25 protein-coding genes and 3 pseudogenes are annotated in these 26,962 nt (G+C 65.9%); 22 read left to right on the forward strand and 6 right to left on the reverse strand.

All coding sequences use genetic code 11. The features are described 5' to 3' along the window. The first annotated feature begins 30 nt into the window (after nucleotides 1-30). From BKK81_RS25030 to BKK81_RS36555, 17 genes and pseudogenes are all read left to right on the forward strand, one after another. Entirely contained in the window at nucleotides 31-4,791 is a 4,761-nt protein-coding gene (locus tag BKK81_RS25030) for an RHS repeat-associated core domain-containing protein (protein WP_071018614.1), read from the forward strand. Then, the gene (locus tag BKK81_RS35635) at nucleotides 4,784-5,197 is read left to right on the forward strand and encodes a hypothetical protein (RefSeq protein ID WP_156811440.1); all 414 of its coding nucleotides are present in this window, start codon (nucleotides 4,784-4,786) and stop codon (nucleotides 5,195-5,197) included. The genes BKK81_RS25030 and BKK81_RS35635 overlap by 8 nt, the downstream gene beginning before the upstream one ends. Before the next feature lie 304 nt (nucleotides 5,198-5,501). Further along, complete coding sequence (locus BKK81_RS25035) at nucleotides 5,502-5,762, forward strand: PAAR domain-containing protein (RefSeq protein ID WP_071018615.1); 261 nt, start codon at nucleotides 5,502-5,504, stop codon at nucleotides 5,760-5,762. Between the two features lie 149 nt (nucleotides 5,763-5,911). Beyond that, complete coding sequence (locus BKK81_RS25040) at nucleotides 5,912-8,398, forward strand: RHS repeat-associated core domain-containing protein (protein WP_071018617.1); 2,487 nt, start codon at nucleotides 5,912-5,914, stop codon at nucleotides 8,396-8,398. A 12-nt stretch (nucleotides 8,399-8,410) separates the two neighbouring features. After that, nucleotides 8,411-8,845 carry a hypothetical protein gene (locus BKK81_RS34620; protein ID WP_197524052.1) on the forward strand — a complete coding sequence of 145 codons (435 nt, stop codon included), beginning with the start codon at nucleotides 8,411-8,413 and terminating at the stop codon, nucleotides 8,843-8,845. 67 nt (nucleotides 8,846-8,912) lie between these two features. After that, entirely contained in the window at nucleotides 8,913-9,122 is a 210-nt protein-coding gene (locus tag BKK81_RS35640) for a PAAR domain-containing protein (RefSeq protein ID WP_156811441.1), read from the forward strand. 98 nt (nucleotides 9,123-9,220) lie between these two features. Then, on the forward strand, nucleotides 9,221-9,526 hold the full coding sequence (locus BKK81_RS25045) for a hypothetical protein (RefSeq protein WP_071018619.1): 306 nt from the start codon (nucleotides 9,221-9,223) through the stop codon (nucleotides 9,524-9,526). A 159-nt stretch (nucleotides 9,527-9,685) separates the two neighbouring features. Beyond that, nucleotides 9,686-10,261 carry a hypothetical protein gene (locus tag BKK81_RS25050; protein ID WP_071018621.1) on the forward strand — a complete coding sequence of 192 codons (576 nt, stop codon included), beginning with the start codon at nucleotides 9,686-9,688 and terminating at the stop codon, nucleotides 10,259-10,261. An 80-nt stretch (nucleotides 10,262-10,341) separates the two neighbouring features. Further along, entirely contained in the window at nucleotides 10,342-10,602 is a 261-nt protein-coding gene (locus tag BKK81_RS25055; protein WP_071022269.1) for a PAAR domain-containing protein, read from the forward strand. A gap of 149 nt (nucleotides 10,603-10,751) precedes the next feature. Then, nucleotides 10,752-12,164, forward strand: a complete 1,413-nt coding sequence (locus tag BKK81_RS25060) for an RHS repeat protein (protein WP_071018622.1) — start codon at nucleotides 10,752-10,754, stop codon at nucleotides 12,162-12,164. Nucleotides 12,165-12,232: 68 nt separating this feature from the next. Continuing rightward, nucleotides 12,233-12,745 (forward strand): RHS domain-containing protein, encoded by a 513-nt coding sequence (locus BKK81_RS36145; RefSeq protein WP_071018624.1) that lies wholly within the window; start codon nucleotides 12,233-12,235, stop codon nucleotides 12,743-12,745. Continuing rightward, complete coding sequence (locus BKK81_RS35645) at nucleotides 12,742-13,143, forward strand: hypothetical protein (RefSeq protein ID WP_156811442.1); 402 nt, start codon at nucleotides 12,742-12,744, stop codon at nucleotides 13,141-13,143. The genes BKK81_RS36145 and BKK81_RS35645 overlap by 4 nt, the downstream gene beginning before the upstream one ends. 249 nt (nucleotides 13,144-13,392) lie before the next feature. Next, nucleotides 13,393-13,539: pseudogene (locus tag BKK81_RS37105) on the forward strand (RHS repeat-associated core domain-containing protein); the annotation flags it as partial. 365 nt (nucleotides 13,540-13,904) lie between these two features. Continuing rightward, entirely contained in the window at nucleotides 13,905-14,240 is a 336-nt protein-coding gene (locus tag BKK81_RS35655) for a hypothetical protein (protein ID WP_156811443.1), read from the forward strand. A gap of 38 nt (nucleotides 14,241-14,278) precedes the next feature. Beyond that, nucleotides 14,279-14,413, forward strand: a pseudogene (locus BKK81_RS37110) (RHS repeat-associated core domain-containing protein); the annotation flags it as partial. 154 nt (nucleotides 14,414-14,567) lie between these two features. Further along, nucleotides 14,568-14,774: pseudogene (locus BKK81_RS36790) on the forward strand (hypothetical protein); the annotation flags it as partial. A gap of 36 nt (nucleotides 14,775-14,810) precedes the next feature. Next, the gene (locus tag BKK81_RS36555; RefSeq protein ID WP_231908213.1) at nucleotides 14,811-14,975 is read left to right on the forward strand and encodes a hypothetical protein; all 165 of its coding nucleotides are present in this window, start codon (nucleotides 14,811-14,813) and stop codon (nucleotides 14,973-14,975) included. Between the two features lie 73 nt (nucleotides 14,976-15,048). Here BKK81_RS36555 and prpR read toward each other — a convergent pair whose 3' ends face one another. After that, on the reverse strand, nucleotides 15,049-17,019 hold the full coding sequence (prpR, locus tag BKK81_RS25075; RefSeq protein WP_071018628.1) for a propionate catabolism operon regulatory protein PrpR: 1,971 nt from the start codon (nucleotides 17,017-17,019) through the stop codon (nucleotides 15,049-15,051). 235 nt (nucleotides 17,020-17,254) lie between these two features. On the opposite strand from prpR, the gene BKK81_RS25080 reads away from it, so the two are divergent. Beyond that, on the forward strand, nucleotides 17,255-18,142 hold the full coding sequence (locus BKK81_RS25080) for an isocitrate lyase/PEP mutase family protein (RefSeq protein WP_071018630.1): 888 nt from the start codon (nucleotides 17,255-17,257) through the stop codon (nucleotides 18,140-18,142). 63 nt (nucleotides 18,143-18,205) lie between these two features. Beyond that, a complete protein-coding gene (locus tag BKK81_RS25085; RefSeq protein WP_071018632.1) occupies nucleotides 18,206-19,642 on the forward strand; it encodes an MFS transporter in 1,437 nt (478 codons plus the stop codon). A gap of 64 nt (nucleotides 19,643-19,706) precedes the next feature. Here the strand turns inward: BKK81_RS25085 and BKK81_RS25090 are convergent, their stop codons facing one another. The 3 genes from BKK81_RS25090 to BKK81_RS25100 all read right to left on the reverse strand — a co-directional run bounded on the left by BKK81_RS25090 (nucleotide 19,707) and on the right by BKK81_RS25100 (nucleotide 23,234). Further along, nucleotides 19,707-21,041: a sensor histidine kinase gene (locus tag BKK81_RS25090; protein ID WP_071018633.1), complete on the reverse strand. Its 1,335-nt coding sequence runs from the start codon at nucleotides 21,039-21,041 to the stop codon at nucleotides 19,707-19,709. 148 nt (nucleotides 21,042-21,189) lie between these two features. After that, entirely contained in the window at nucleotides 21,190-22,488 is a 1,299-nt protein-coding gene (gene cqsA, locus BKK81_RS25095) for an alpha-hydroxyketone-type quorum-sensing autoinducer synthase (protein WP_071018635.1), read from the reverse strand. A 290-nt stretch (nucleotides 22,489-22,778) separates the two neighbouring features. Beyond that, nucleotides 22,779-23,234, reverse strand: a complete 456-nt coding sequence (locus BKK81_RS25100) for an Lrp/AsnC family transcriptional regulator (RefSeq protein ID WP_071018637.1) — start codon at nucleotides 23,232-23,234, stop codon at nucleotides 22,779-22,781. 90 nt (nucleotides 23,235-23,324) lie between these two features. On the opposite strand from BKK81_RS25100, the gene BKK81_RS25105 reads away from it, so the two are divergent. Further along, nucleotides 23,325-23,960 (forward strand): LysE family transporter, encoded by a 636-nt coding sequence (locus BKK81_RS25105; protein WP_197524054.1) that lies wholly within the window; start codon nucleotides 23,325-23,327, stop codon nucleotides 23,958-23,960. A 53-nt stretch (nucleotides 23,961-24,013) separates the two neighbouring features. Here BKK81_RS25105 and BKK81_RS25110 read toward each other — a convergent pair whose 3' ends face one another. Next, nucleotides 24,014-24,301, reverse strand: coding sequence for a nicotinamide mononucleotide transporter (locus tag BKK81_RS25110; protein WP_071018639.1), 288 nt, complete (start codon nucleotides 24,299-24,301; stop codon nucleotides 24,014-24,016). Nucleotides 24,302-24,502: 201 nt separating this feature from the next. Between BKK81_RS25110 and BKK81_RS25115 the strand changes: the two genes are divergently transcribed. After that, on the forward strand, nucleotides 24,503-24,727 hold the full coding sequence (locus BKK81_RS25115; protein WP_071018641.1) for a ParD-like family protein: 225 nt from the start codon (nucleotides 24,503-24,505) through the stop codon (nucleotides 24,725-24,727). Continuing rightward, nucleotides 24,727-25,557: a type I methionyl aminopeptidase gene (gene map / locus BKK81_RS25120; RefSeq protein WP_071018643.1), complete on the forward strand. Its 831-nt coding sequence runs from the start codon at nucleotides 24,727-24,729 to the stop codon at nucleotides 25,555-25,557. The genes BKK81_RS25115 and map overlap by 1 nt, the downstream gene beginning before the upstream one ends. 18 nt (nucleotides 25,558-25,575) lie before the next feature. Here the strand turns inward: map and BKK81_RS25125 are convergent, their stop codons facing one another. Then, nucleotides 25,576-26,952 carry an ATP-binding protein gene (locus BKK81_RS25125; protein ID WP_071022275.1) on the reverse strand — a complete coding sequence of 459 codons (1,377 nt, stop codon included), beginning with the start codon at nucleotides 26,950-26,952 and terminating at the stop codon, nucleotides 25,576-25,578. Nucleotides 26,953-26,962: the final 10 nt, after the last annotated feature.

The raw sequence follows: 26,962 nt of genomic DNA on the forward strand, positions 1-26,962 counted from the left end.
GTGCAAGCCAACCTACACCACGAGTAACGTATGGCAACCCCGAACCCGCAGGAACAGCAACGCGCCCCCCAGGTGGCGGTCGCGCCGCTGAACACCATCGATGCGCGCGACGTCAACCGTGGCGCCCAAGAATTCGACCAATGGCTGCGCAAGGTCAGCGATGGCGTGGTCACCCTCGACCGCATCCGCACCGTGGCGGGGTCGCTGCCGGTGGTCGGCAACATCATCGCCCTGGTCGACAGCCTGGGCGACATCGTCACCCTGTCGCAGGCCAAGGAGCGCCGACTGCTCGACTGGGTCAGCCTGGGCATCAACCTCATCGGCGTGCTGCCGGCGCCGCCGACCATGGCGGCGGCGCGCATGAGCCTGCGCCCGACTCTGTTCCTGGTGCGCCAGGAACTGAAGCTGACCGGCAAGTCGTTGCTCGGCGATGCTCTCATCAACGTGCTGGTGGCCCACCTCAACGCCAGCATCGTGGGCGAGATCGACACGTTTGCCAAGGAGGCGCAGGGCAAGCTCAACGGCATCCTCAAGGATGCTGGCGATTGGGGCGGCAAGGCGATTGTTGACATCGCCGGCGGTCTCGAAGCGCTCGCCACAGGCAAGCTCAACGCCTCCGGCGACGCCAAGGCAGCGGCCGAGCAAATGCGTGCCGCTGGCGATCAGTTGCTGCATGACCCCAAGGCCAGCATCAGCAACTTCCTCGGCGCCGTGTGGGGCGTCTATAAAGCCGCTGGCAAGGCCGCCGCCAACGTGGCCGCCAAGGCCCTGCTCGACGAGCGCCAACGCGAACTGGTGCTTCGCAACACCCAGGCGCTACGCAACTTCGCGCCGGAGCTCAAGAGCCAGGTCGCCGGCCTGGGCGACGAGAAAGTGGCCAACAGCATCGGCTATCTGCTCGCCTCCCTGGTCACCGCCTTGGCGCGCTGGCGTGCGCGCGGTGCCGCCGGCCAGAGCGCCAACGTCAAGCCCAAGACCACGAGCAAGGGGGAGAGACAGGGCTCGGAAGGCATGATGGAGGCCCAAACCAGGCAGCACCCCACTACGAAGGACCCCAATCCGCTCAAGGAAGGCTGTACGTGCGCCAAGACCGAGCGCAGCATCAGCTTCGCCATGGGCAGCGAGACGCTCAGCCATACCGACTTCTCGCTTCCCGGGCCTTTCCCCATCGACTGGACGCGTACCTACCGCTCCAGCCTGGGGGCCTACGATGCAGGAGAATTGGGTGCGCGCTGGATCACCCCGTACACCACGCGCTTCGATGTGGTTGGCGAGGGGCTGCGCTACCACGGCGCCGATGGCCGCAGCCACGACTACCCGCTGCCCAGGGTGGGCGAAGCGCACGATGACCGTATCGAAGACCTCACGCTGATCCGGACCGGCGAAAACAGCTTGGCGCTGTGCCGTGGCTTCGAGCGCCGCGAAACTTACCAGCGCCATGGCGACCGCTATCTGCTCACGCGCATCGAACTGCGCGGCGGCGCCGGCCTGCTGCTCGGCTACGACCACCGCGTGGGGGAGCGCGTGGTGCTCTCCGACCTCGTCACCTACCAGGACGACCCGAGCCAGCCGCACACCCACCTGGGTACCGACGTGGACGCGCACGGCCGCATCATCGGCCTGTGGCTGATGGGCGAGGACGAGCCCCAGCGCCGCCTCAGCCTCTACCGCTACGACGAGGCGGGCGACCTCACCATCGCCCAGGATGAGAACGCGCAAGTCTGGACCTACGCCTACCAGCACCACCTGATCACCCGCTACACCGACCGCACCGGCCGGGGCATGAACCTCGAATGGCAGGGCGAAGGCCCCGATGCCCGCGCCGTGCACGAGTGGGCCGACGACGGCAGCTTCGACACCCGGCTGGAATGGGACGAGAGCATCCGCCTCACCTACGTCACCGACGCGCATGGCGAGGAGACCTGGTACTACTGCGACATCCTCGGCTACACCTACCGCATCATCCACCCGGACAAACGCTCCGAGTGGTTCTTCCGCGACGATGCCAAGAACGTCATCCGCCATGTCCACCCCGATGGCAGCGAAGACCGCTACGCCTACGATGAGGTCGGCAACCTGCTCGAACACATCCGGGCCGATGGCACGGTGGTGCACTACGCGTGGGATACGAAGAACCAGCTCATCAAGATCAGTGATGCCGAGGGCGGCCTCTGGCTGCGCGACTACGACACGCGCGGCCGGCTCACGGAGGCCATCGACCCGCTGGGCAACAAGACCGAGTACGTCTACAACCTGATGGGCCTGCCCATCGGCATCACCGATGCCAGCGGCAAGACCAAGCAGCTCGAGTACAACTCCAGCGGTCAGCTCACGCGCTACGTGGACTGCTCGGGCAAGGCCAGCGCCTGGGCCTACGACGAGCGCGGCCAGATGGTCCAGTTCACCGACGCGGCGGGCAACGTCACCCGCTACCGCTACGAGGTCGGCCAGCTCGCCGCCATCCGCCACCCGGACAACAGCGAAGAACACTTCGAGCGCGATGCCGAAGGCCGCCTGCTGACCCACGTCGACGCACTGGGGCGGCGCACCGAATGGAACTACACCGAGGCCGGGCTGCTGGCCGGCCGGGTGGACGCCGCCGGTCAAAGCCTGCGCTACCAGTGGGACAAGCTCGGCCAGCTCACGGCACTGCGCAACGAGAACGGCCGCGACGCGGAGTTCCACTATGACCCGGTGGGCCGCCTGCTCGCCGAAACCGGCTTCGATGGCGCCACCACTCGATACGAGTACGAGGAAGAAACCGGCAAGCTGGCGCGCGCCGTGGACGGCCAGCGCATCACGGCCTATACCTTCGACCCGATGGGGCGTTTGGCAGAACGCCGCGCGGCGCTGCAAACCGGCGATGCCGAGCCGGGCGAGCGGGACTGGCAGGTGGAAACCTTCGCCTACGACGGCAACGGCAACCTCGCGTTGGCCACCAACGCGCACAGCCGCCTGCAATGGTTCCACGACGAGGCCGGCAATCTGGTGCGCGAGCACCAGCACTACACCCGGCTCGGCAAGCCGCTGGTCGGTGTATGGCAGCACGAGTACGACGCGCTTAACCAGCGCACGGCCACCGTGCGCCCGGACGGGCACCGGGTAAGCTGGCTCACCTACGGCAGCGGCCATCTGCTGGCCCTGCAACTGGACGATCGCGAACTGGTCAGCTACGAGCGCGACGACCTGCACCGCGAAGTCGTCCGCACCCAGGGCAACCGCCTACTGCAGACGCAGCAGTGGGATGCGCTCGGCCGCCTGAGTGAGCAGGTGCTCGCTCACGAGTCCAAGGGCCCGCCCGCGCAAACCGCTGGCGGCAGCCGCCTGCTGGTGCGCCGCTACCGCTACGATGCCAGCGGCCAGCTCACCGATATCAACGACACGCGGCGCGGCCAACTGGCTTACCGCTACGACCCGGTGGGCCGGCTGCTGGAGGCACAAAGCCGCCTGGGCCACGAAACCTTCGCGTTCGATCCGGCCAGCAACCTGATCGACCCGGCCGAGCAGCGCGAGGCGGAGCGCCAGCGCATGCCGCGCATCAAGGCGCTGGACAATCTGCTCAAGCAATACGCCGGCACCCACTACCAGTACGACGCGCGCGGTAACCTCAGCAAGCGCTGGCACCAGGGCAAGGAAAGCCGCTACACCTGGGATCTGTTCGACCGCCTCACTCACTACGAAGACGAGCGGCTACAGGCGGACTACAGCTACGACGCACTCGGCCGGCGTCTGACGAAGTACAGCAAGGCCCATTATGAGGAACGCCGCGAGGCCGGGCCGCACTGGAATCGCGCCGAGCGGGTGAAGCGCAACCGTGAGCTGCAATGCGGCTTTACGCTGTACGGGTGGGACGGCGACACGATGGCGTGGGAAAGCAGGATCGCCGACGAGGACGGCTTCGGCGCGCGCACCACGCACTATGTCTATGAGCCGGGCAGCTTCGTCCCGGTGGCGCAGGCCATGCGTGACAACGCCATCGAACTGCTCGACCAGCCCGAGTATGGCGACTACTACCGCCAGGACGAAGACCCGCTGTGGCTGCCGCCACCGCCTGCGCCGGCCATCGACAGCCTGGCCTGGTACCAGTGCGACCACCTGGGCACGCCGCAGGAGTTGACGGACGAGCACAGCGAGATTGCTTGGAGTGCCGAGTATCGCGCGTGGGGTGTGGTGAAAGAGGCGCTGCGCAAGGCATCGGATGGCCGTGTCGATCTGCGCAATCCGATCCGGTTCCAGGGGCAGTACCATGATCACGAGACGGGGCTGCACTATAACCGATATCGGTACTACGATCCGGAGGTCGGGCGGTTTGTTGGCAAGGATCCGATTGGGTATGCAGGTGGTATCAATGTTTTCCAGTACGCTGTAAGCCCGGTGCAGTGGATTGATCCTTTGGGACTGAGCGGCACACTTGCAGGCAGGCTCGCGGACAAGGCGCAAAGGTTGCCGGCGTCACAGCGGCCAAACACGGTCGCAGTGATTGTTTCCAAAGACGGGCGTATTGTAGTTGGGCGCAATCAAGGGGGCGTCACTAACCCCGAGGTTCAGGGTGCGTTAAAGGATATTCCATCGAATGAATTTGATGCTCAATGCGCTGAAGTGAACGCGATATCCCGGGCTAGGAATAAAGGTATTGATTTAACTGGGGCAACGATCTCTGTTGCTAATGTTCGTGGGAGAAGTAGTACAAGTGGAGTTCATGGGAAAGACAAGACCCCGTGTTCTGTGTGCAATCCTTTACTTAGAAAGTTCGATATGAATCTAGTTCGGCGGTGTGGTCATCATGAATAGGGGTGAGCTTCTTGTAAAATTAGCCGGCTTCTCTTCAGAAGGTAAGCAGCTTTATGCGTCTTCCTGCCTTCGATGTTACTGTGAGTTAATGAGGATTTCGCATCCGGCCATAAGTGAACTATTGGATCATCTTGATTCGATAGCCTCCGCGAAAAGTTTGGTGGAGTGGGATGCAAAAGGAGCATTGCTTGATCTAAATGGGAGGGGAGATCCAATTCCGGCGAGTCTCAGGTCTATGATGTCCGGCGATGATTTGAATGAGTTTGGAAATTTGGTTGATAGTGTGGTGGAGGTTGGGATTGTCGATCTTTATGGGGAAAAGACGAACTTGCCATTGAAATTTTTAGATAAAGCAATGCTTGTGTTGGAGAGGAGGGGTTTTCCTCTGCCGGAGTTGAACGGATAGTGACCTCTGCGTCAAGCAACGCGCGTTGGCGGGAGATACGTATCGCAAAATCGGGCAGTGTGCAATGCCGCTCGGCGGTCATCGTTGATACAGGTATGGTTCTGCGGCACGCACTACTAGTGCGAAATGTCTAGGAATGTCGGAGTGTCTTGCTCCGCACGGATCGAGAGTGCGTCGGTCGACGAGCCATACCGCTACAACGAGGAGTGTGAACTGCATCGGTGCGGGAGATTGACGTCAGCAGAGAGCGCGGTGAGTTGATGCCGTGCTGGCGACGCACGGCCAAATCAAAATGGGAGTGGATATGCAAGACATCGTCCGCGAAGGCGACATGACAGACCACGGCGGCGTGGTCATGCAGGGCTTCGACAACACCGACCTCAACGGCCGGAAGATCGCCGGCCTGGGGCACCTGGTGAGCTGCCCGAAGTGCAAGGGCGTTTTCCCCATCGCCGAGGGCAGCAGCAGCTACGACATTGGCGGTGTGCCGGTGGCGCTGCACAACATGAAGACCGCCTGCGGCGCCAGGCTGATCGCCAGCGGTTCGCAGGGCAGTGTGGGGTGATTTTGTATTTCTGATCGCTCTTTAACAACCGACCGACTTTGATGGTGCGCCACTAGGCGTTATCAGTACGAGGAAGCCACTGGCCCATTGGCGCGCGCGAAGCTCAAGTCCGTGGGGCCAGCCCCGCAGACCGCCAGCTCACGCGCTAGGTGGATTGCTCGACCAAGGCCAGTACCTGGGCCTACGACGAGCGCGGCCAGCTCGTGCAGTTCACCGACGCGGCAGGCAACGTCACCCGCTACCGCTACGACGCGGGCCAGCTCGCCGCCATTCGCCACGCCGACAACAGTGAAGAACACTTCGAGCGCGATGCCGAAGGCCGCCTGCTGACCCACGTCGACGCACTGGGGCGGCGCACCGAATGGAACTACACCGAGGCCGGGCTGCTCGCCAGCCGCGTAGATGCCGCCGGTCAAAGCCTGCGCTACCAGTGGGACAAGCTCGGCCAGCTCACGGCACTGCGCAACGAGAACGGCCGCGACGCGGAGTTCCACTATGACCCGGTGGGCCGCCTGCTCGCCGAAACCGGCTTCGATGGCGCGACCACCCGCTACGAGTACGAGAAAGAAACCGGCAAGCTGGTGCGGGCCATCGACGGCCAGCGCATCACGGCCTATGCCTTCGACCCGATGGGCCGTCTTGCAGAACGCCGCGCGGCGCTGCAAACCGGCGAGACACCGCCGCGCGAGCAGGACTGGCAGGTGGAACGCTTCGCGTATGACCTCAACGGCAACCTCGCGCTGGCCACCAACGCCGACAGCCGCCTGCAATGGTTCCACGACGCGGCCGGCAACCTCGTGCGCGAGCACCAGCACTACACCCGCCTCGGCAAGCCGCTGGTCGGCGTATGGCAGCACGAATACGACGCGCTCAACCAGCGCACCGCCACCGTGCGCCCGGACGGGCACCGGGTAAGCTGGCTCACCTACGGCAGCGGCCACCTGCTGGCCCTGCAACTGGACGAGCGCGAGCTCGTCAGCTACGAGCGCGACGACCCGCACCGCGAGGTGGCGCGCCTACAAGGCAACCGCCTGCTACAGACGCAGCAGTGGGATGCACTGGGCCGCTTGAGCGAACAGGTGCTGGCCCACGAAGCCAAAGGGGCGCCCGGGCAGACTGCCGGCGGCAGCCGCATGTTGGTGCGCCGCTACCGGTACGACGCCAGCGGCCAGCTCACCGATATCAACGACACGCGGCGCGGCCAGCTTGCCTACCGCTACGACCCGGTGGGCCGGCTGCTCGAAGCACAGAGCCGCCTGGGGCATGAAACCTTCGACTTCGACCCGGCCAGCAACCTGATCGACCCGGCCGAGCAGCGCGAAGCCGAGCGCCAGCGCATGCCGAGCATCAAGGCGCTGGACAACCTGCTCAAGCAATACGCCGGCACCCACTACCAGTACGACGCGCGGGGCAACCTGACCCAACGCTGGCATAACGGTAAGGCAAGTCGTTTCACCTGGGACCTGTTCGACCGGCTCACGCACTACGAAGACGAGCGCCTGCAGGCGGACTACAGCTACGACGCCCTCGGCCGGCGCCTGACGAAGTACAGCAAGGCCCACTACGAGGAAAGAAGAGAGGCCGGGCCGCACTGGAACCGCAGCGAGCGGGTGAGGCGCAACCGCGAGCTGCAATGCGGCTTCACGCTGTACGGCTGGGATGGCGACACGCTGGCCTGGGAGAGCAAGATCGCCGACGAGGATGGCTTTGGTGCGCGCACCACGCACTATGTCTACGAGCCGGGCAGCTTCGTGCCGGTGGCGCAGGCGGTGCGGCAGGATGCCATCGAACTGCTCGACCAGCCGGAGTACGGCGACTACTACCGGCAGGACGAAGACCCGTTGTGGCTGCCACCGCCGCCAGCGCCGCCGATCGACAGCCTGGCGTGGTACCAGTGCGACCACCTGGGCACGCCGCAGGAGTTGACGGACGAGTACAGCGAGATTGCATGGAGTGCGGAATACCGCGCGTGGGGCGTGGTGAAAGAGGCGCTACGCAAGGCATCCGATGGCCGTGTCGAGCTGCGCAATCCGATCCGGTTCCAGGGGCAGTACCATGACCACGAGACGGGGCTGCACTACAACCGGTATCGGTACTACGATCCGGAGGTGGGGCGGTTTGTTAGCAAGGACCCGATTGGATATGCGGGTGGGCTTAATGTCTTCCAGTACGCGCCGAATCCGGTCGAATGGGTTGACTCTCTTGGCCTCTGGGGTTCAAACCCGCGTACAAAATATCGATACAACAACAACGGAACACTAAAGAGTGCAACCGCAAAAATTCGTCCGGAGGATCTGGGCACTGGTACCACAACCAATGCAAGTTCACGCGCTGCGGCTCGAGCCTTTGGGTGTGCTAGCGATGACGCAGGGCATCCGATTGCGCGCAACCTTGGCGGTCTTGGCGGCGTTAAGGAAGTTTTCCCGCAAGATCCGAGCATAAATCGTGGTGAATTCCGGGATTTCGAGGCTGGCATCGCGGATCAAGTGGCGCGTGGTAACAACGTGATTGTTCGGGTAGTGCCACAATATGGGTCAGGTTCCACAAGGCCAGATTCGATCTTGTATCAAGCTCGGGTGAATGGCGTAACGCGATCCCGCACATTTGAAAATCCTTGTCCTTGTAAGTGTCCTTAAAGAGAGATGGAAATGACACCAGTTGAGCGATTGCAGGCATTTATTGCAGACATGCTGGAGTGGGAAACTTCGTTTGATGCACAAAGGCGTGCGCAGCAAAGAGAGCGTCCGCAAGATGCCGATTATCGGGAGAAAATGATTCACGAGAATAAAGATAGGCTTCTGAAAATATTCACGGCACATCTAAGCACGTCGGCTTTAGCTACGAAGGCAAGGGCTCGTCTTGACACAATGGGAACTGGCCGTCCCCCAGTGTTTGCACAGCAGGTACTGGAAGACACCGAAATCCGTTCTGGTAAGAACGTATATGTAGAAACGCTGAATGAGAAGGACATCACTCCACGTCGACGCTACGCTCTCGTCATGGAAGACGGTGGCCCGAAGATCGATGCGGTTTACGCTTGGCGCGACAGCACCGGTAAGTGGGCCAAGCAGGATTCCATCTAGCGCGAGCCGAGATCAGGATTAGGAGAAACGGGGGCTGATATGTAAGAACATCGTTTGCGAAGGCAGCATGACCGATCACAGCGGCGTGGTCATGCAGGGCTTTGCCAACACCGACCTCAACGACCGGAGGATCGCCAGCCTGGGACACCTGGTGAGCTGCCAGAAGTGCAAGGGCGTTTTCCCCATCGGCAAAGGGAATCACTGTCCAGCAGTACGTACTGTCCATCGAAAAGGAGGATCCATCGACGTTTTCGCCACAGATGCTCAAGCTCTTTGAGTAACGAGGAAAGGCTCGGTCAAGCGGGAGCGGGTAGGCGTGCTGTTGCGCCAGAAGCAAACCTGCTTCCGTGCTTGGAGGCCTGAAGGAAGAGCGCCGTGGAGTTTCTGAAACTAGTCGCCATCAATCTCGTGTTCTGGGCGTTGGCCTTTCTGTTCCTTCGATGGCTATGTGGAAGGATATACGACCAACTTACCGAGAGCAGACGGGTCGCCGAGCGTACCCTGACGCTGGCGCAGTACCTGCACAAGTACCCGCAGTGCAGGACGCCGCGCGGCATTCGGTGCGCCGTCTGTCAGTCGATGAGCATCAGGAACTGGGGCCTCAAGGGAAGCGATGATCCGCGCCGCATCTTCATCTGCAACCACTGCAACACGAGGCTTTACCGTACCGACAATTGGTGAAAGAGGAGGGTGGTGCGGGCGTCAATGCAGTCACTCGCACTCGCTCGCAATTCAAGAATAGTTGTCCCGAGAGCGGGGGCTGGCCCACCTCTGGCGCGGGCGGGGCGAATGCCGGCGAACCGTTTGTGTTGCATCGGTGCAGCGCCATGGGAGAAACCAGTGCGTACGAGAATTTTCCACCGCCTGCCTGCGGCGGGGTTTGCAGCCGCGATCTCGGTCGCTTCGGCCGGCGCAGGCCTATGGGCGGCTTGGGCTACCCACCAAAGCTATACCGGCAACAAGCTGCTGTATCGCCCGTATGCGATCACGACGCAGTACTTCGACGACACGGGCCAGAAGCACGGTATCTACTTGTCGAACGCGGGGCTCGGCCCGGCGATCATCAAGAGCATGACGGTCACGGTGGGCGGCAGGCGGTACACCGGGCTGGGCCCCAGCATTTGGCCGCAGTTCCGTGCTGACCTGGGGTTGAGCGCAACGGGCTGCTTCAGGACGGGGTGGCCGGTTCAAGACAGCGTCGTGAAGGCGGGCGAGGAGATACCTCTTTTCACGGTGTCGGGGCTGGCAGATCTGGCGTGCCACGTACAGATGATGAAACTGCTCGCCGACAACAGCATCGTTATCGAGATCGAGTATGCGTCGCTGTACGGCGATGAATTCTCCGCCTCGGGACATATGCGGCTGAACGATGATACGGTGCGTCAATTGGTCGAGCAGTTCAAGCATTACCAGTGAGGCACTGGGCCAGCCTGGTTTCCAGTGCCCTGAATCCACGCCGTGCTGCCTTGGCACGGCAAAATCAAATGGGAGTGGATATGCAAGACATCGTTTGCGAAGGCGACATGACGGACCACGGCGGCGTGGTCATGCAGGGCTTCGACAACACCGACCTCAACGGCCGGAAGATCGCCGGCCTGGGGCACCTGGTGAGCTGCCCGAAGTGCAAGGGCGTTTTCCCCATCGCCGAGGGCGGCAGCAGCTACGACATTGGCGGTGTGCCGGTGGCGCTGCACAACATGAAGACCGCCTGCGGCGCCAGGCTGATCGCCAGCGGTTCGCAGGGCAGTGTGGGGTGATTTTGTATTTCTGATCGCTCTTTAACAACCGACCGACTTTGATGGTGCGCCACTAGGCGTTATCAGTACGAGGAAGCCACTGGCCCATTGGCGCGCGAGAAGCTCAAGTCCGTGGGGCCAGCTCCGCAGACCGCCAGCTCACGCGCTACGTGGATTGCTCGACCAAGGCCAGTACCTGGGCCTACGACGAACGCGGCCAGCTTGTGCAGTTCACCGACGCGGCGGGCAACGTCACCCGCTACCGCTACGACGCGGGCCAGCTTGCCGCCATCGGCCACCCGGACAACAGCGAAGGGCACTTCGAACGCGACGCCGAAGGGCGCCTGCTGGCCCACGTCGACGCGCTGGGGCGGCGCACTGAATGGAACTACACCGAGGCCGGGCTGCTGGCCGGCCGCGTCGATGCGGCCGGCCAGCGCCTGCGCTACCAGTGGGACAAGCTCGGCCAGCTCACCGCGCTGCGCAACGAAAACGGCCGCGATGCCGAGTTCCACTACGACCCGGTCGGCCGCCTGCTGGCCGAAACCGGCTTCGACGGCGCGACCACGCGCTACGAGTACGAAGAAGCAACTGGCAAGCTGGCACGCGCGATCGACGGGCAGCGCATCACTGCATACACCTTCGACGCGATGGGGCGCCTTGCCGAGCGGCGCGCGGCGCTGCAAACCGGCGAGACACCGCCGCGCGAGCAGGACTGGCAACGCGAGCAGTTCGCCTACGACCTCAACGGCAACCTCGCGCTGGCGACCAACGCCGACAGCCGCCTGCAATGGTTCCACGACCCGGCCGGCAACCTGGTGTGCGAGCACCAGCACTACACCTGCCTCGGCAAGCCGCTGGTCGGCGTGTGGCAGCACGAATACGACGCGCTCAACCAGCGCACCGCCACCGTGCGCCCGGACGGGCACCGGGTAAGCTGGCTCACCTACGGCAGCGGCCACCTGCTGGCCCTGCAACTGGACGAGCGCGAACTGGTCAGCTACGAGCGCGACGATTTGCACCGCGAGGTGGCGCGCCTGCAAGGTAACCGCCTGCTGCAAACCCAGCAGTGGGATGCCATGGGGCGGTTGAGCGAGCAGGTGCTGGCACGCGACACGCTCACGCCCGTGGGGCCGGCCGCGCAGACCACTGGCCAGACTGTGGGCGGCAATCGCCTCCTGGTGCGCCGCTACCGCTACGACGCCAGCGGCCAGCTCACCGACATCAACGACACGCGGCGGGGCCAACTGGCCTACCGCTACGATCCGGTGGGCCGGCTGCTCGAAGCACAGAGCAGACTTGGCCACGAAACCTTCGCGTTCGACCCGGCGAGCAACCTGATCGACCCGGCCGAGCAGCGCGAAGCCGAGCGCCAGCGCATGCCGCGCATCAAGGCGCTGGACAACCTGCTCAAGCAATACGCCGGCACCCACTACCAGTACGACGCGCGGGGCAACCAGACAAAACGCTGGAAGAACGGACAGGAAAGTCGTTTCACCTGGACCCGTTCGACCGGCTCACGCACTACGAAGACGAGCGTCTGCAGGCGGACTACAGCTACGACGCCCTCGGCCGGCGCCTGACGAAGTACAGCCAGGCCCACTACGAAGAACATCGCGAGGCAGGGCCGCACTGGAACCGTAGCGAACGGGTGAAGCGCAACCGCGAGCTGCAATGCGGCTTCACGCTGTATGGCTGGGACGGCGACACACTCGCATGGGAAAGCAAGATCGCCGACGAGGATGGCTTTGGCGCGCGCACCACGCACTACGTGTACGAGCCGGGCAGCTTTGTGCCGGTGGCGCAGGCGGTGCGGCAGGACGCCATCGAACTGCTCGACCAACCGGAGTACGGCGACTACTACCGGCAAGATGAAGACCCGCTGTGGGGCCCCCCGCCGCCCGCGCCGGCTGTCGACAGCTTGGCCTGGTATCAGTGCGACCACCTGGGCACGCCGCAGGAACTGACGGACGAGCACAGCGAGATTGCGTGGAGTGCGGAGTACCGTGCGTGGGGCGTGGTGAAAGAGGCGCTACGCAAGGCATCGGATGGCCGTGTCGAGTTGCGCAATCCGATCCGGTTCCAGGGGCAGAAGCACAAAGGCGAGACGGGAAAAGTAATGTCGATGAAGGACATGGAGTGCCGAGATGCCAAGGGTGAATGATGATGAAAATTCAAACAGCAGAAGAATTCAAGAGATATGCAGAAAGTGATGATGATGCCGAGTTTTCAAAAATTCAATGGGAGGCATCTGATAATGTGTGGTTTTCGGTCTTGGAGAAATATCCGGAGCTTTCGCGGAGCGTAGCCTTTAATAATACGATTTCCATGAGTGTTTTGGATCGTTTGTCGGAAAGCAGCGATTGGATGATTCGGTGTGACGTCGCAATGAAAAGAAGGATAAGCCGAGACATATTTGAAAGGTTGTCGCTGGATCCTGAATCGGCTGTTCGGAGGAGAATTGCTCTTAATCCGAAAGTTCCGGGGGATATATTGGCTCGTCTTGCCGTTGATCAGGATGAGTCGGTGGCAGAGGCTGCGAAAGAGCGATTGGGATCGTAGATGGAAGTAACCGAGTTCGAAGCTATCGTTATAAAAATTTGTGCTCACTGGGTTTGAAGCCAAAGAGTTTGATGTGTGTACGATTTGCTATCCGATCTGTTCTGGTCAACTGTCGCTCGATGTTGAGATGCCTTGTCACACAAGGCTCAACGACGTGTCATTCGCCGCGGGATACCGCTACGACGACGAATGCGGGTGCATCGCCCCAAGCGATTGCGAAAACTGAAAGGTGGCCGTAGCGGCAAGTAGACGGGGCTGCATTACAATCGGTATCGGTACTATGACCTATACTCCGGCCGGTTCGTCAGTAAGGACCCGATCGGGCTTGCCGGTGGGATCAACGTCTATCAATACGTACCCAATCCAACAGGGTGGGTTGATCCGCTTGGGTTATCCGGTTTTGAATCTAAGGTTATAACTAGCGGAACTGTCTTTAGAAATGCATCGGGGACCCCCGATAGCTTGACTCCGCGCTTAGGAAAAGACACGACCCGAATCGATGGGAAAGAGCCGGGCTTGTCGGCAGCCACTTCGGAAGCGGGATTGGACAGCGGGAAATATGTTGAGCTGGATGTCGGCAAGCTTTGTTCGTGCGGGCTTCAAGCGACACATGATAAGCCGAATGGTCACGTGACCATTCGACCGATAAACGATCCGACCGATTCCAAATTAACAGAATGGGTGAAGTCCAGAGAAGGCGGCTCGACGCACTCTCTGACGTAAGGTATATTGGGAGCAGTTACTGGTCGGGGGAAAAAGTGATGGCGACCGATATCCAATCCTATTTGTCAGAATATGTAGCAAGGGTAAAATATGTCATTGAAAGGAAGGTTAATATTGAGTCATCTAATTCAGGATTTTACCGAAACTCTCTCGGCGGTACGGCATACGTAAGCTTCTACCCAAAGGAGATCGATCTAACACTTGATCTGACAGGTGTGGGTGATAAATACAGGGTAACTGCCGATCTGACGGATCAAGAGGGAAAAGTGATTTCTGGAGATATCTTTAAATTCGATGGAGATCCAGAGTATTTGTGCATGGCGCTTGACGCGTTCTTCCCTGATTTGGTTAAGTTGGTTTCGGATTGCCTTTAAATGAATGAGATGGCCGCGTCAGCGGCCCCTCGTTCGTCTACAGCCGGCATCGGTACTATGATCCAGGCACGGGGAGATTCATCAGCAAGGACCCGATCGGGCTGCAAGGTGGCTTGAACGCGTATCAATACGCACCCAATCCGATAGGCTGGATTGACCCGCTTGGTTTGGTATGCCGGCGGCCAGGTGGCTATCGTATGAATGATGCAGATCAACACGGCAACCTTAGTCCCCAAAGCGAATCGGGCACCGGGTAACACAAATACGGTTGCCGACGGGCTTGTGCAGTCGCATCATCCAATTCAGCAGGAATGGGCAAAGTAGCAGGTGTTCCCTAACGGGACCTATAGTTCGGGAACTGCACCGGCGGTTTTGCTGCCGAGCACTTCGGGCTCCGTCCACGCTCAAATTTCTGGCATGCAGCGGGTATTCCGAAATCAAAACGGCTTCAATACGGATGTGCGGACAGAGTTTAATGAGGCCGCCCGACAGATGAGGGCAGCAGGTGTTCCAGAAAGTGTTGTAAGGCGAGCGATGCGACGCGCCGGGCGGCTCGCGGCTCCGGCCCACATGGTCTATCCGATCCGCTTCGAGCTGCGCGCAGCGGTCGGGCGCGGGCCACTGGAGGCGCTGGAGCTGCGCAACCCGCGGGTTCCCGAGCGGATCTTCGTGGCGAAGGCGGCGCAGGTCCAGGCCCCGGCCCCGGTCCGGAGTACGCCGGCTCAGCACAGGTAATCACCATGTTCAACCATCTTCTGAACGCGCTGTTCGGCGCGCGCGCCCGGTCCATCCCGGCCCGGCAGCGCGGCTATCCCTTCATCAGCCGCCACAGCGTGGTGCGCCCGATGCCCAGCTCGCGGCTGGCGGCGGCGCGGTTGCCGCCGTGGCGCGCCAGCGCCTGCAGCACCGCTTCGCGCGTGACGGGCGCGCGTGCCTCGGGGGCGGGCGGGCTTGCCGCGCCGCTTTCGCTCGCCGCCTGCCCGGTCATGCGCCCGAATTCCGGGAAGGCCTCGCGTGCCTCCTCGTCCAGCGCGGCGCCGGGGGCGTGCAGGTAGATGGCCGCGCGCGCCAGCAGGTTCTCCAGTTCGCGCACGTTGCCGGGCCAGTCGTAGCCGTCGAACAGCGGGGCGAGGAAGTCCAGCACGCGCTGCCTGCCTTCGCGTGCCAGGCCGTACTGCGAGGCGGCGCGCGCCAGCAGGTGGTGCGCCAGCAGCGGCAGGTCCTCGCGGCGCTCGCGCAGTGCCGGCAGCCGGATCGGCAGCAGGTTGAGACGGAAGTACAGGTCGGCGCGGAAGCTGCCCTGGGCCACCAGCGCGTGCAGGTCGCGGTGGGTGGCGGCGATCACGCGCACGTCGATGGGGGTGGCGCGGCCCGAGCCCAGTTTCATCACCTCGCGCTCCTGCAGCACGCGCAGCAGGCGGCTTTGCAGCGCGGCGGGCATTTCGCCGATCTCGTCGAGGAAGATGGTGCCGGTGTGGGCGATCTCGAACAGCCCCGGCTTGCCGCCGCGCCGCGCGCCGGTGAAAGCGCCTTCCTCGTGGCCGAACAGTTCGCTTTCGATCAGTCCTTCGGGCAGCGCCGCGCAGTTGAAGGCGACGAAGGGATTGCCGCGCCGGCGGCTGGCGTTGTGGATGCCCTGGGCCACCAGTTCCTTGCCAGTGCCGCTCTCGCCGCTGAGCAGCACGGTGGCGTCGTGCGCGGCGGCAGCGCGCGCCAGCCGCCGCACCCGCTCCAGCGCCGGCGACGCGCCCGCCAGGTCGTCGAGCCCGTGGCGCGCCACCAGGTGCTTGGGGCGCTGGCTGGTGCGCAAGGAACGGTCGACACGCTGCGCCACCAGCGCATCCTGCGCGGTCACCACCGAGCCGGCGCGCTGTCCGTGTTCCACGATGGGCATGCAATTGACGATCAGCGCGCGCCCGTCGATCTGTTCGATGCGCTCGACGATGGCCGTGCCCTGTTCGCCGGCCTCGCGCAGCAGCGAGCCGGCCACCTGTGCGAGCCGTGCCGGTACCTCGGCTTCGCGCGCCAGGCCCAGCAGTTCCAGCATGGCGGGGTTGACGGCCTCGAGCTGGCCGTTGCCGTCGAAGGCGGCCACGCCATCGCGCAGGTGGGCCACGATGGTGTTCAGGCGCACCCGCTTGGACTCCTTCTGCCGGCTCACGCGGGCCAGCTCCACCGAGCGCTCGAACGCCTCTTCCACCGCCCCCAGCGAATAGAGGAAGACGCTTTCCAGGCCGGCCTGCTGGGCGAAGTCGCAGGCCATGCCGGGGCCGATGATGACGCTGCAGCCCTCGGCGGCCAGTGCGTCCACCGCGGTGCGCACCTCGTCGATGGAGCGGTAGGCGCGCTGCCGGAGGCCGACGTTGAGCCAGGCGCCGAGCGCGGCCAGCTCCTTGGAGATGGATTCGTGCAGCACCAGGCCGATGTCGGCGCCGGGCCAGGCGGCCACCGCCTGGGTGATGGCGCGCAGCACGTCGAAGCCGTTGACCTTGACCATCACCACCGGCACGTTGAGGTTGTCGCGCAGGTAGGCGCCGTTGGAGCCGGCGGCCAGCACCACGTCGACGCTGCCGGCTTCCACGTGCGCCTGCAATGCCGCCACCGCGGCGCCGTAGCCGGCGCGCACGGAGAGGAAGCGGGCGCGGTCCGCGTAGCGCGGCGCCACGCTTTCGCACAGGGTCTGCAGGCGGCTGATGCTGACCAGCGCGACGCCGGGGCGGTCGCCCGGGGGCGTGGCGGTGGACGGGGAGGCGGCGTGGCGGGGCAGGTCGGAGTCCATGCGGGCGGTCGCTGGAAAGGGGTGGGGAGCTGGAGTGTTCCAGCTTGGAACGTTCCAACTTGCGTTTCATGAAACGGTGGAACATTCTGCCATGAGGCGCCGTTGCGCGTACGCCGCCCGCACGGCGCGCAAGTCCTTGATTTGACTGGCCCGCCGGGGGCCGCGGCGCGTGGCCGGGCCGACTGGCACGATTCTCGCAAAACGCGGGCTTCTTCCCTCCACAGGAATTTCCATCATGTCTTCGTCTTCCGCCCAACGCCGTGCCGCTTTCCGCGCCAAGGTCGCCGAGCGCCGTGGCCTGCTGGTGCCCGGCGCCTTCAATGCGCTCAGTGCGCGCGTGATCGCCGACGCCGGCTTCGAGGCGCTCTACCTGACCGGCGCCGGTGTCACCAATATGTCGCTCGGCCTGCCCGACCTCGGCTTCATCGGCCTGGCGGAGATCGCCGAGCACACCGCGCGCGTGCGCGACGCGGTCGCGCTGCCGCTGATCGTCGATGCCGACACCGGTTTCGGCAACGCGCTCAACGTGCGCCACACGGTGCGCACGCTGGAGCGCAGCGGCGCCGACGCGATCCAGTTCGAGGACCAGGTGATGCCGAAGAAGTGCGGCCACTTCGCCGGCAAGGAGGTGATCGGCGCCGGCGAGATGGTCGGCAAGATCCGCGCCGCGGTCGACGCGCGCGAGGATGCCAACCTGCAGATCATCGCGCGCACCGACGCCGCCGCGGTGCACGGCATCGAGGACGCCATCGAGCGCGGCCACCGCTTCCTGGAGGCGGGCGCGGACATCCTGTTCATCGAGGCCACCGAGTCGCTGGCCGACATCGAACGCCTGCCGGGGCTGTTCACCGCGCCGCAGCTGATCAATATCGTCATCGGCGGCAAGACACCGGTGCAGTCGCGCGAGGCGCTGGCCAAGCTGGGCTACGGCATCGTGCTGTACGCCAACGCGGCGCTGCAGGGCGCGGTGCTGGGCATGCAGCGCGCGCTCGGCCAGCTCGCCGCGCAGGGCCGCCTGGACGAGGATCCTGCGCTGGTGATCCCCTTCGGCGAGCGCCAGCGCCTGGTCGACAAGCCGCTGTACGACCGCCTCGACCGCCTCTACGCAGAGGGCGGCGCATGACGGCGCGCGGCGCCCGGCATCAGGCGCGGCAACCGGCGCGGCACCCGGCGCGGGAGAGCGGGCATGGCTGAGAGGAGCGCAGGGCGCGGCGGCGCCGTCAGCGGCTGGCTGCCCTATATCGTGGCGGCCACCTTCTTCATGGAGTACCTCGACACCACGGTGATCGCCACCGCGCTGCCGCAGATGGCGCACTCCTTCGGCGTCGGCCCCAACAGCCTCAGCCTGGGCATGACCGCCTACATGCTGGCGCTGGCCACCTTCATCCCGGCCAGCGGCTGGGTGGCCGACCGCTGCGGTTCGCGCACCGTGTTCTTCAGCGCCGTGGTGATCTTCACCGTGGCCTCGGTGCTGTGCGGGCTGTCGCAGGACGTGGTGCAGTTCACCGCGGCGCGCGTGCTGCAGGGCCTGGGCGGGGCGATGATGGTGCCGGTGGGGCGGATGATCGTGGTGCGCAGCACCGACAAGAGCGGCCTGATGCGCGCCATCTCCACCATCACCTGGCCGGCTATCGTGGCGCCGGTGGTGGGGCCGCCGGTGGGCGGTTTCATCACCACCTACGCGTCGTGGCGCTGGATCTTCCTGCTCAACGTGCCGTTCGGCCTGGCGGTGCTGGTGGCGGTGGCCATGCTGGTGCCCAACCTGCGCGGCAGCGAGCGCCGCCCGCTCGACGTGGCCGGGCTGGTGCTCAGCGGCGCAGCGCTGACCGCGGTGCTGTACGGTGCCGAGCTGGCCAGCCAGCCGGGTGCCGGCGTGTGGGTGGCGGCCGGCTGCGTGCTGGGCGGCCTGCTGCTGGGCTGGGTCGCCTATCGCCACGCGGCGCGCCATCCGCATCCGCTCATCGACGTCTCCACCTTGAAGATCCCCACCTTCTCGGTGACGGTGGTGACCGGCTCGCTGACGCGCATCGGCATCGGCGCGGTGCCCTACCTGATGCCGCTGCTGTTCCAGATCGGCTTCGGCCTGTCGGCCTTCCAGTCGGGCCTGCTGCTGCTGGCCAGCGCGCTCGGCAACCTGGGCATGAAGGCACTGACCACGCGCATCCTGCGGCGCTGGGGCTTCCGCCTGGTCTCGATCGTCGACGTGGCGGTGGCCGGTGTCTTCACCATCGCCTGCGGCATGCTGACGCCGCAGACGCCGCTGGCCTGGGTGCTGATCGTGGTCTTCGTCTACGGCGTGGCGCGCTCGATGCAGTTCTCGACGCTGGCCACGCTGGCCTATGCCGACGTGCCGCCGGCGCAGACCAGCGCCGCCAGCACCTTGTGGAGCGCGGCGGCGCAGATGACGATCGGGCTGGGCATCGCCTATGGCGCGGTGTCGCTGCGCGCGGCGGCGCTGATCCACGGCGAGGAGGCGGGGCGCGCCTTCACGCTGGCCGACTTCCGCCTGGCCTTCCTCTTCGCCGGCGTGCTGACACTGGTGTCGATGTGGGGCTACTGGCGCATGGCGCCCGATGCCGGGCAGAGCGTCGGCGGCGGCACGCACCGGCGCGGCACGGCCTGAGGCGTGCCCGGTGCCGCCGCGCGCGCTGGCGCGGCGGCACCCGCCATGCCAAGGTGCCGGCGCCTCAATGGTGCAGGCCGACCAGCAGTTCGGCGCGCAGCTCCGGGCGCGGAAAGCGGATGCGGAACTCGGTGTACTCGTGCTCCACCGAGTCGCAGGAGATGGACGCGCCCCAGCTGCGCAGCACGTTGCGGCAGAAGGCCAGGCCGATGCCGGTGCCGCGGTGGGCCGGGTAGGAGAAGAAGGGCTGGAACATCTGCTTGAGCACGTGCGGCGGCACGCCCGTGGCGGTGTCGCGGAACACCACTTCGATGCTGTCGCCGGTGATGGCGCAGCGCACGTGGATCTCGCCCTTGCCGGCGCGCCGGATGGCTTCGAGCGCGTTCTTGGTCAGGTTGGTGATGACCAGTTCGAACAGCTGCGCATTGCCCAGTACCTGCATGGGCTCGCAGCCCTCGATGCGGACCAGGCGGGCGTGGCCCGGCTCGAAGGGAAAGCGCGCGATGGCCTCGTGGATCGCCGTGCCCGGGTCGAACAGGGCCTTGGTGGCGGCGAGCGGGTCCTTGGAATTGGCCACCAGCAGCTCGATGCTGTTGTGCACGTGGGCGAGGTCGGCGCGCATGCGCTCGGCCGCCTCCAGCAGGACCGGCAGCTGCGGGTCGGTGGCGGGCAGGACGCGCGGCAGCCGCGCGCGGATGCCGTCGACCGTCATGGCCAGGCTGGTCAGCGGCGTGCGCAGCTCGTGCGCCACCGTGGCCAGTGCCGCCGCCATGCCGCGCTGCTTCTGCTCGACCAGCACCTGGCGGTCGATCTTGATGACGAACAGCACGGCGATCACGAAGGCCAGGATGGGCAGCTGCAGCAGCACCGCGTCCCATGGGATGCTGGCCATGGAGTTGCCCCCCAGCAGGAACACCGCCACCGCGGCGGCGGTGCCGCTCAGCAGGGAGATGGTGGCGAAGGCGGTACTGAAGTGGTACAGGATCACCACCGCGATCAGCACCGATTCCGCCCAGGCCAGCGCGCCGGCGTTCTCCAGGTAGAAGAAGACGAAGGCGAAGGGCAGGCCGACCGTGATGGCGAACAGGGCGTAGGGCGAGAGCCAGCCGTGCCGCGACAGGCGCGAAGCGAACAGCAGCGGAATGAACAGGGCGGTGCACAGCAGCCGCAGCCCGAGGTTTTCGTAGCGCTGCGGGAAGACATGGCTCCAGATCCAGTAGTAGAGCGGATGGCCGACGACACCCAGCATCCCCACCAGCTGGATGCGGCGCAGCCGCGCCACGCTCTCCTCGTCGAGCAGCGCCGCGCGCGCGGCCGTATCGAACACGGCCTGCCAGGCTCGCGCGAAGCGCCCGGTCCAGGCCCCGCCGCTGTGCTTGCGCTGATGCGTCTTGTTCATCCTGTGTGCCGATTTTCCCGTATGGCAGCGCATCGTTCCGTCTTGCTGCCTTGTCACATTGTGACCGTACAGTGACCGTTCTATGACGATCTTGGTTGTGCCGCATGACCGCATGACCGCGCGCCGGCCGGCACGGCCGCCCGCGCCGTCAGGCAGCGAGCGATTGCGCCGGCGGCTGCGTGCCAGGCATGCCCGGCACGGCGCGGCGGGCGCGCCGCGTCGACGACCATTGGTCGAGCCGCACCTCGTCGCGGATCTCGGCCAGCACACCGAGCAGGCGCTCGATTTCCGCGGCCGTCAGTTTGGCATGCAGGGTAAGGCGCATCAATGCCCGATTCCTGGGGGTTGCGGGAGCGCAGAAGACCGAGCCGAAAATACCGCGGGCCTGCAGCGCGTCGCGCAGCAGCATGACCTGGGGTTCCGAGCCGGCCTCGAGCCCGATGATCTGTTCGCTGCCGTCGCTGATGTTGTAGCCGAGCGCGGCGATGGCGTCGCGCGTGCTGCGCGTGATCGCGTGCAGGCGGGCGCGCCGCTCGTCGGCGGCGGCGATGAAGTCGGCGGCGGCTTCGAACCAGGCGATCTCGTGCCGCAGCAGGCCGGAGCTGAAGATGGCCGGCCGCGCCTCGACCGCGAAGAAGTCCTTGAACTGCGGCGAGCAGGCGATGAAGCCGGCCCGTCCGCCGAAGGCCTTGGCCAGCGAGGCGGTACGGAAATGCACCCGCGCGCCCAGTCCGAGCGCGGCCACCAGGCCCGCGCCGCCCGGTCCGTGCGTGCCGAGCGAGTGTGATTCGTCCACCACCAGCACCGATCCGCTGGCCTGGGCGACATCGGCCAGCCCGGCCAGCGGCGCGACGGCGCCGGTGGTGCTGTACACGGAGTCGGCCAGGATCACGCCCGGTCCCAGGCGTTCCACCTGGCGCCGCAGGTGGTCGACGTCATTGTGGCGGATCGGCACCGCCTGGGCACCGGCCGCGGTGATGCCTTCCCATAGCGAGGCATGGCCATTCATATCGATGTAGACCGGGATGCCCGGGCCGGCGATGCACTGCACCAGGCCGACGTTGGCGGCCCAGCCGGACTGGGCGATCAGTCCGTCCTCGGCCTGCATCAGCGCTGCCAGGCGACGTTCGGCGCGGCGTTGCGGCGTGTCGCCGTGCTGGAACACGGTCGACATCAGCAGTTCGCGCTCGCCGCGCAGCAGCGTGCGCGCCTGGGCCCGCACCAGCGTCCGCTCGCCGAGCAGGCAGAGATAGTCGTTGCTGTTCAGGTAGAGGGCGTCGGCGCCGGGCACGCGGCCGTGCAGCAGGTGGTCGCCACCCCAGAGCCGGCCCAGCCGGTCGTCGAAATGCCGTCGCATGCGTGCCTGGATCCACTCCGGCAGAGGGGGGGTGTCGCGCGCCGGGGCGGGCTTGCGCAGGGAGATGATGTTCGCGGCTTGGGCGTTCATGGACCGTTCCTCGGTTCGGAGTGGACTGCGGAAACTACCGGCCGGGCGCCGGGCCGCGCGGCTGCCGCCGCCACGGATGCGTCCGGGGACGTGGTGATGCACCGCTTCCGCGCGGGAGGCGGCAGGGCCGTTCCTTCGCCGCGCCGGCCGGCGGTGGGCGTGGCGGCGGCGCGCAAGGCGGCAGTGCCGCAATCCTGGTCCCGCTCAGCGCGGAGGTCCGGGAGTGCGGGGCGCGTGCGGTCGGGCCGCGTGCCCGCCCGCTCCCGGGCAGGGTCGCCGCCATGGCACGGTCAGGGCCTTTGCAGGCCGCGCCGGGGCAGCGGCTCCGACATGACGATCGAAGTGCGTGTCTCGCCATAGCCGTTGATAGTGCCGATGAATTGTTCCAATTCGGCGATGTCGGCCGCCACCACGCGCAGCAGGTAGGAGTCGGCCCCCGTGACGTGCAGGCATTCGAGCACTTGCGGCGAGCGGCCGAGCAGGTCGAGCAGCTTGCGCTTTTGGGGTTGCGGAGCTGTGATGCCGATCACCGCCTGGATGCCGTAGCCGGCAGCGGCAGGCGAGATGTCGGCGTGGTAGCCGCGGATGATGCCGGCCTCCTCGAGCTTGCGCACGCGCTCGGCCGCCGCCGGGATCGACAGGCCGGCGGCCGCCGCGGCGGTTTTCAACGGGCAGCGCGCGTCGGCCTGCAGGACGCCCAGCAGGCGCCAGGACTTGTCATCGATTTCGGGCTGTTTCGGCTTCATGGCGGATCGCCGGAAAAAATTCAGGCCAAACCGTAGTTTTGCCTAAAAATGGCGATTCATGTTGAAAGTGGCGTTCGCTAGACTGGCCGCATGGACATGACGAACCCGATATTGTTTGCCAAGGCCGCGCTGATCGGCCTGTCGATCGCCGCGCCGGTCGGCCCGATCGGCCTGCTCTGCATCCAGCGGACCTTGGAGCAGGGGCCGCGGGCCGGCCTGGCGGCCGGCCTTGGCGCGGCCAGTGCGGATGCGCTCTATGGCGCGCTGGGGGCCTGGGGCGTGAGCGCGCTGATCGCGCTGCTGTCCGGCGCGCGCGTGGCGCTGGGCCTGGGCGGCGCCCTGTTCCTGCTATGGCTGGCGTGGGGAACCTGGCGAGGAGGCGCCGGCGCGGGCGGTGCGGTGGCGCGGCCGGGGCGTGGGCGGCCCCTGGGGATTTTTGCGGCCACCTTCGCGCTGACGCTGGCCAATCCGGCCACCATCCTTTCCTTCGTGGCCATCTTCTCGACGCTGGCCGCCGCCGTCGGTGCAGCCTCGCCCGCGTGGATGGTGGCCGGGGTGTTCGCCGGCTCGGCGGCCTGGTGGCTGGTGCTGGTGGCGTGCGTGGCGCGGCTGCGCCACGCGGTCAGCCCGGCCCGGATGCGCTGGATCCGGCGCGGTTCGGCGCTGGTGCTGGGCGGCTTCGCGGCGCTCCAGCTGGTGGTGCTGGCGCGCGGCCTGGCCGGCTGACCGGCTGCTGACCGGCTGGCCGGCCAAGGTGGCCTGCGCCGGCCCGCGCCGGATCATGCCGGCTGCTTGCCGGCGTCCAGGTCGCGGTGGTACTGCGTGTGACGGTACAAGCCGTACAGGCTGGTGGCGGTGAAGCCGAGCTGCTGGACGAACAGCCCGTAGGTGCCGGTGACCAGTGCGAAGGCGCTCCAGACCAGGTTGGAACACAGATAGGAGATCCAGCCCCAGCGCGAGGCCTTGTTGTGCAGCGCGACCAGCAGCGAACCGCTCATGGCCAGCGCGCAGCCGGACCACTCGAGCCCGTTGAGCAGATTGGGAAAGACTTGCTGGGCAAGCTCCATGGTGACTGTCTCCTCGATTATTTTGTGTTCATATTTTGCATACAAAATTGCATGCAATCGGCCGCGACTTTAGCGCGGAACGGTGCCGCGACGCAAGCGCCACCGGTGATGAGGAAGGGCGGGGCGCGCGGATGCTGTGGCGCCGGAGGCGCTGTGCTGCTAATATACGAAACGTTATAAATCGTATATACCCAACCTGCCATGGGCATCGTCAAGATCTCGGACGCCATGCACGCGTCCCTGCGCCAGGCCAGCGGCGCACTGAGCCGTTCCGTCAACGCCCAGGCGGAGCACTGGCTCCGCATCGGCATGCTGGCCGAACTCAATCCGACCCTGAGCTATGCCGAGATCTGCCGCATGCTGGTCGAGGCGGAAGCCGAGGGCGGCACCGCGGCGGACGGCGCCGGCGAAGCGAGGGCGGCGTGATGGTGCGTTCCGCGCGGGTTCCTCTCCATCCCCCCTCCGCCGTTGCCATGGCACGCCGGGCCGGCGGGCTCGCGGCCCAGGTGCTGGCAGCCGTCGCGCCGCGGGTCAAGGCGGGCGCGACGACCGACGACCTGGACCGTTTCTGCCACGACTACATCGTCGAGGTCCTGCAGGCCCGGCCCGCCAATGTCGGCTACCACGGCTATCCGAAGACCTTGTGCGCCTCGGTCAACCACGTGGTCTGCCACGGCATTCCCTCCGGGCAGGTGCTGAAGGACGGCGATATCGTCAACCTCGACATCGCCATCGAGAAGGACGGCTGGTACGGCGACACCAGCCGCATGTTCATCGTGGGCCAGCCAAGCGCGCTGGCGCAGCGCCTGGTCCGCACCACGCTGGAGGCGATGATGGCCGGCATCGAGGCGGTGCGCCCGGGCGCGACCCTGGGCGACATCGGCCATGCGATCCAGTCGGTGGCGCGGCGCGAGGGTTTCGGCGTGGTGCGCGAATACTGCGGCCACGGCATCGGGCGGATCTACCACGACGAGCCCCAGGTGCTGCACTACGGCCGTCCCGGCACCGGCCTGCGGCTTTCTCCCGGCATGATCTTCACCATCGAGCCGATGCTCAACGCCGGCCGGGCGGAGACGCAGCAGTTGTCCGACGGCTGGACGGTGGTGACGCGGGACCGTTCCCTGTCCGCCCAGTGGGAGCATATGGTGGTGGTGACGCGGGACGGCTACGAGATCCTGACACCGTGGCCCGACGCGGTCGAAGCGGGCCCGGCGGCGCAGCCGCCCGGTGACCTGTCCCTGCCGGCAGCGGGCTGAGCGCGCCGCGCATGCCTGCTAAGCGGCCTCGTCGCACATCGGCACGCGGATGGTCACGGCCAGGCCGCCGCCGCTGCGGTTGGCGGCTTGCATGGTGCCGCCATGGGCCGCCACCGCGCGGCTGGCGATGGCCAGGCCCAGGCCGAAGCCTTCGCGCTGCCCGTCGTGCGCCTGCACGAAGGGCTCGAACATCGTCTTCAGCGCCTCCGGCGGCACGCCAGGCCCGCGGTCGCTGACCGTGATGGCGTAGGTCTGCGTGGCGGCATCGCGTGTGAAGCGGACCTCCACCGGCACGCCTTCGGCGCTCACATGCAGCGCATTGCGTACCACGTTCTCGATGGCCCGGCGCAGCAGTTCCGGGTTGCCGCGCATCAGCGCGGCGGGCGCCTCGCCGGTGCCGCCCAGCGCGGCGCCGCTTTCCAGCAGGATCGCCTTGCCGCTCGCGGAGCCCTCGAAGCCGGCATCCTCGACCACGGCGGCGCACAGCGCGCGCGGATCGAAATAGGCGTCCAGCTCCAGGCTGCCGTGCTCGATGCGCGACAGGGTCAGCAGCTCGCCGACCAGGGTGTTCAGGCGTTCGGCCTCGCGCTCGATGCGTGCCAGCGCGCCGGCGGTCCTGGCGGGATCCTGCCGCGCCAGGTCGACCGCCACGTGCAGGCGCGCCAGCGGCGAGCGCAGTTCGTGCGAAACGTTGTGCAGCAGGCGCTCGCGTTCGGCGATCAGGCCCTGGATGCGCTTGGCCATCTGGTCGAAGTCGCGCGCGAGATCGGCCACCTCGTCGCGGCGGCTGCCCACGGCGGGCGCCGCGCGCTCACCCAGGTCGCCGGCGGCGAAACGGTCGAAGGCGCGGCTCAGGCGCCGGATCGGCGAGGTCAGGTACCACGCCAGCAGGGCGCTGAAGGCCAGGCTGCCGAGCAGGCAGGAGATCAGCAGCTCGGGCGGCGGGCCGGGGTCGCCCTCGTAGGGCAGGCCCTCGACGGTCTCGCGGTACTGCAGCCGGTAGCGCCGTCCGTCGGGCGCGGCGGCGCGGATGGTGGCTTGCGGGGCCAGCAGTTCGCCGCGTTCCACCGTGACCGCGCCGGGCGCGGGCGGCGACGGGGCCTGCGCCGGAGTCTCCGACGGGGCTGGCGTCTCGTCTTCCTGCACCGAGAAATGGCGGCGCTGGTCAGGGCCAAGCGTGGCCAGCCAGCGCGATAGCGCATCCGTGCCGCCCAGGGACAGCGTGGTGGCCGCGCTGCGCACCACGGCTTCGCTGGTGCGCGCGGCCAGCGCACCGAGCGCGGCATCCTGCGGCGGGTGCGCGCGCTGCAGCGTGAACCACAGGCCGGTGCCGCCGGCGACGGCGACCAGCGTCAGCCAGAAGCCGAGCAGGATCTTCCAGAACAAGCGTCCCATGGGCATGTGC

It is taken from the genome of Cupriavidus sp. USMAHM13 (genome assembly GCF_001854285.1).
Lineage (GTDB): Bacteria > Pseudomonadota > Gammaproteobacteria > Burkholderiales > Burkholderiaceae > Cupriavidus > Cupriavidus malaysiensis.

Excerpts from the sequence above, each read along its gene's own strand:
- BKK81_RS25030 (WP_071018614.1), top strand. The coding sequence starts at position 31 with ATGGCAACCCCGAACCCGCAGGAACAGCAACGCGCCCCCCAGGTGGCG.
- BKK81_RS35635 (WP_156811440.1), top strand. The coding sequence starts at position 4,784 with ATGAATAGGGGTGAGCTTCTTGTAAAATTAGCCGGCTTCTCTTCAGAA.
- BKK81_RS25035 (WP_071018615.1), top strand. The coding sequence starts at position 5,502 with ATGCAAGACATCGTCCGCGAAGGCGACATGACAGACCACGGCGGCGTG.
- BKK81_RS34620 (WP_197524052.1), top strand. The coding sequence starts at position 8,411 with ATGACACCAGTTGAGCGATTGCAGGCATTTATTGCAGACATGCTGGAG.
- BKK81_RS35640 (WP_156811441.1), top strand. The coding sequence starts at position 8,913 with ATGACCGATCACAGCGGCGTGGTCATGCAGGGCTTTGCCAACACCGAC.
- BKK81_RS25055 (WP_071022269.1), top strand. The coding sequence starts at position 10,342 with ATGCAAGACATCGTTTGCGAAGGCGACATGACGGACCACGGCGGCGTG.
- BKK81_RS35645 (WP_156811442.1), top strand. The coding sequence starts at position 12,742 with ATGATGATGAAAATTCAAACAGCAGAAGAATTCAAGAGATATGCAGAA.
- BKK81_RS35655 (WP_156811443.1), top strand. The coding sequence starts at position 13,905 with ATGGCGACCGATATCCAATCCTATTTGTCAGAATATGTAGCAAGGGTA.
- BKK81_RS36555 (WP_231908213.1), top strand. The coding sequence starts at position 14,811 with ATGGTCTATCCGATCCGCTTCGAGCTGCGCGCAGCGGTCGGGCGCGGG.
- prpR (WP_071018628.1), bottom strand. The coding sequence starts at position 17,019 with ATGGACTCCGACCTGCCCCGCCACGCCGCCTCCCCGTCCACCGCCACG.
- BKK81_RS25080 (WP_071018630.1), top strand. The coding sequence starts at position 17,255 with ATGTCTTCGTCTTCCGCCCAACGCCGTGCCGCTTTCCGCGCCAAGGTC.
- BKK81_RS25085 (WP_071018632.1), top strand. The coding sequence starts at position 18,206 with ATGGCTGAGAGGAGCGCAGGGCGCGGCGGCGCCGTCAGCGGCTGGCTG.
- BKK81_RS25090 (WP_071018633.1), bottom strand. The coding sequence starts at position 21,041 with ATGAACAAGACGCATCAGCGCAAGCACAGCGGCGGGGCCTGGACCGGG.
- cqsA (WP_071018635.1), bottom strand. The coding sequence starts at position 22,488 with ATGAACGCCCAAGCCGCGAACATCATCTCCCTGCGCAAGCCCGCCCCG.
- BKK81_RS25100 (WP_071018637.1), bottom strand. The coding sequence starts at position 23,234 with ATGAAGCCGAAACAGCCCGAAATCGATGACAAGTCCTGGCGCCTGCTG.
- BKK81_RS25105 (WP_197524054.1), top strand. The coding sequence starts at position 23,325 with ATGGACATGACGAACCCGATATTGTTTGCCAAGGCCGCGCTGATCGGC.
- BKK81_RS25110 (WP_071018639.1), bottom strand. The coding sequence starts at position 24,301 with ATGGAGCTTGCCCAGCAAGTCTTTCCCAATCTGCTCAACGGGCTCGAG.
- BKK81_RS25115 (WP_071018641.1), top strand. The coding sequence starts at position 24,503 with ATGGGCATCGTCAAGATCTCGGACGCCATGCACGCGTCCCTGCGCCAG.
- map (WP_071018643.1), top strand. The coding sequence starts at position 24,727 with ATGGTGCGTTCCGCGCGGGTTCCTCTCCATCCCCCCTCCGCCGTTGCC.
- BKK81_RS25125 (WP_071022275.1), bottom strand. The coding sequence starts at position 26,952 with ATGGGACGCTTGTTCTGGAAGATCCTGCTCGGCTTCTGGCTGACGCTG.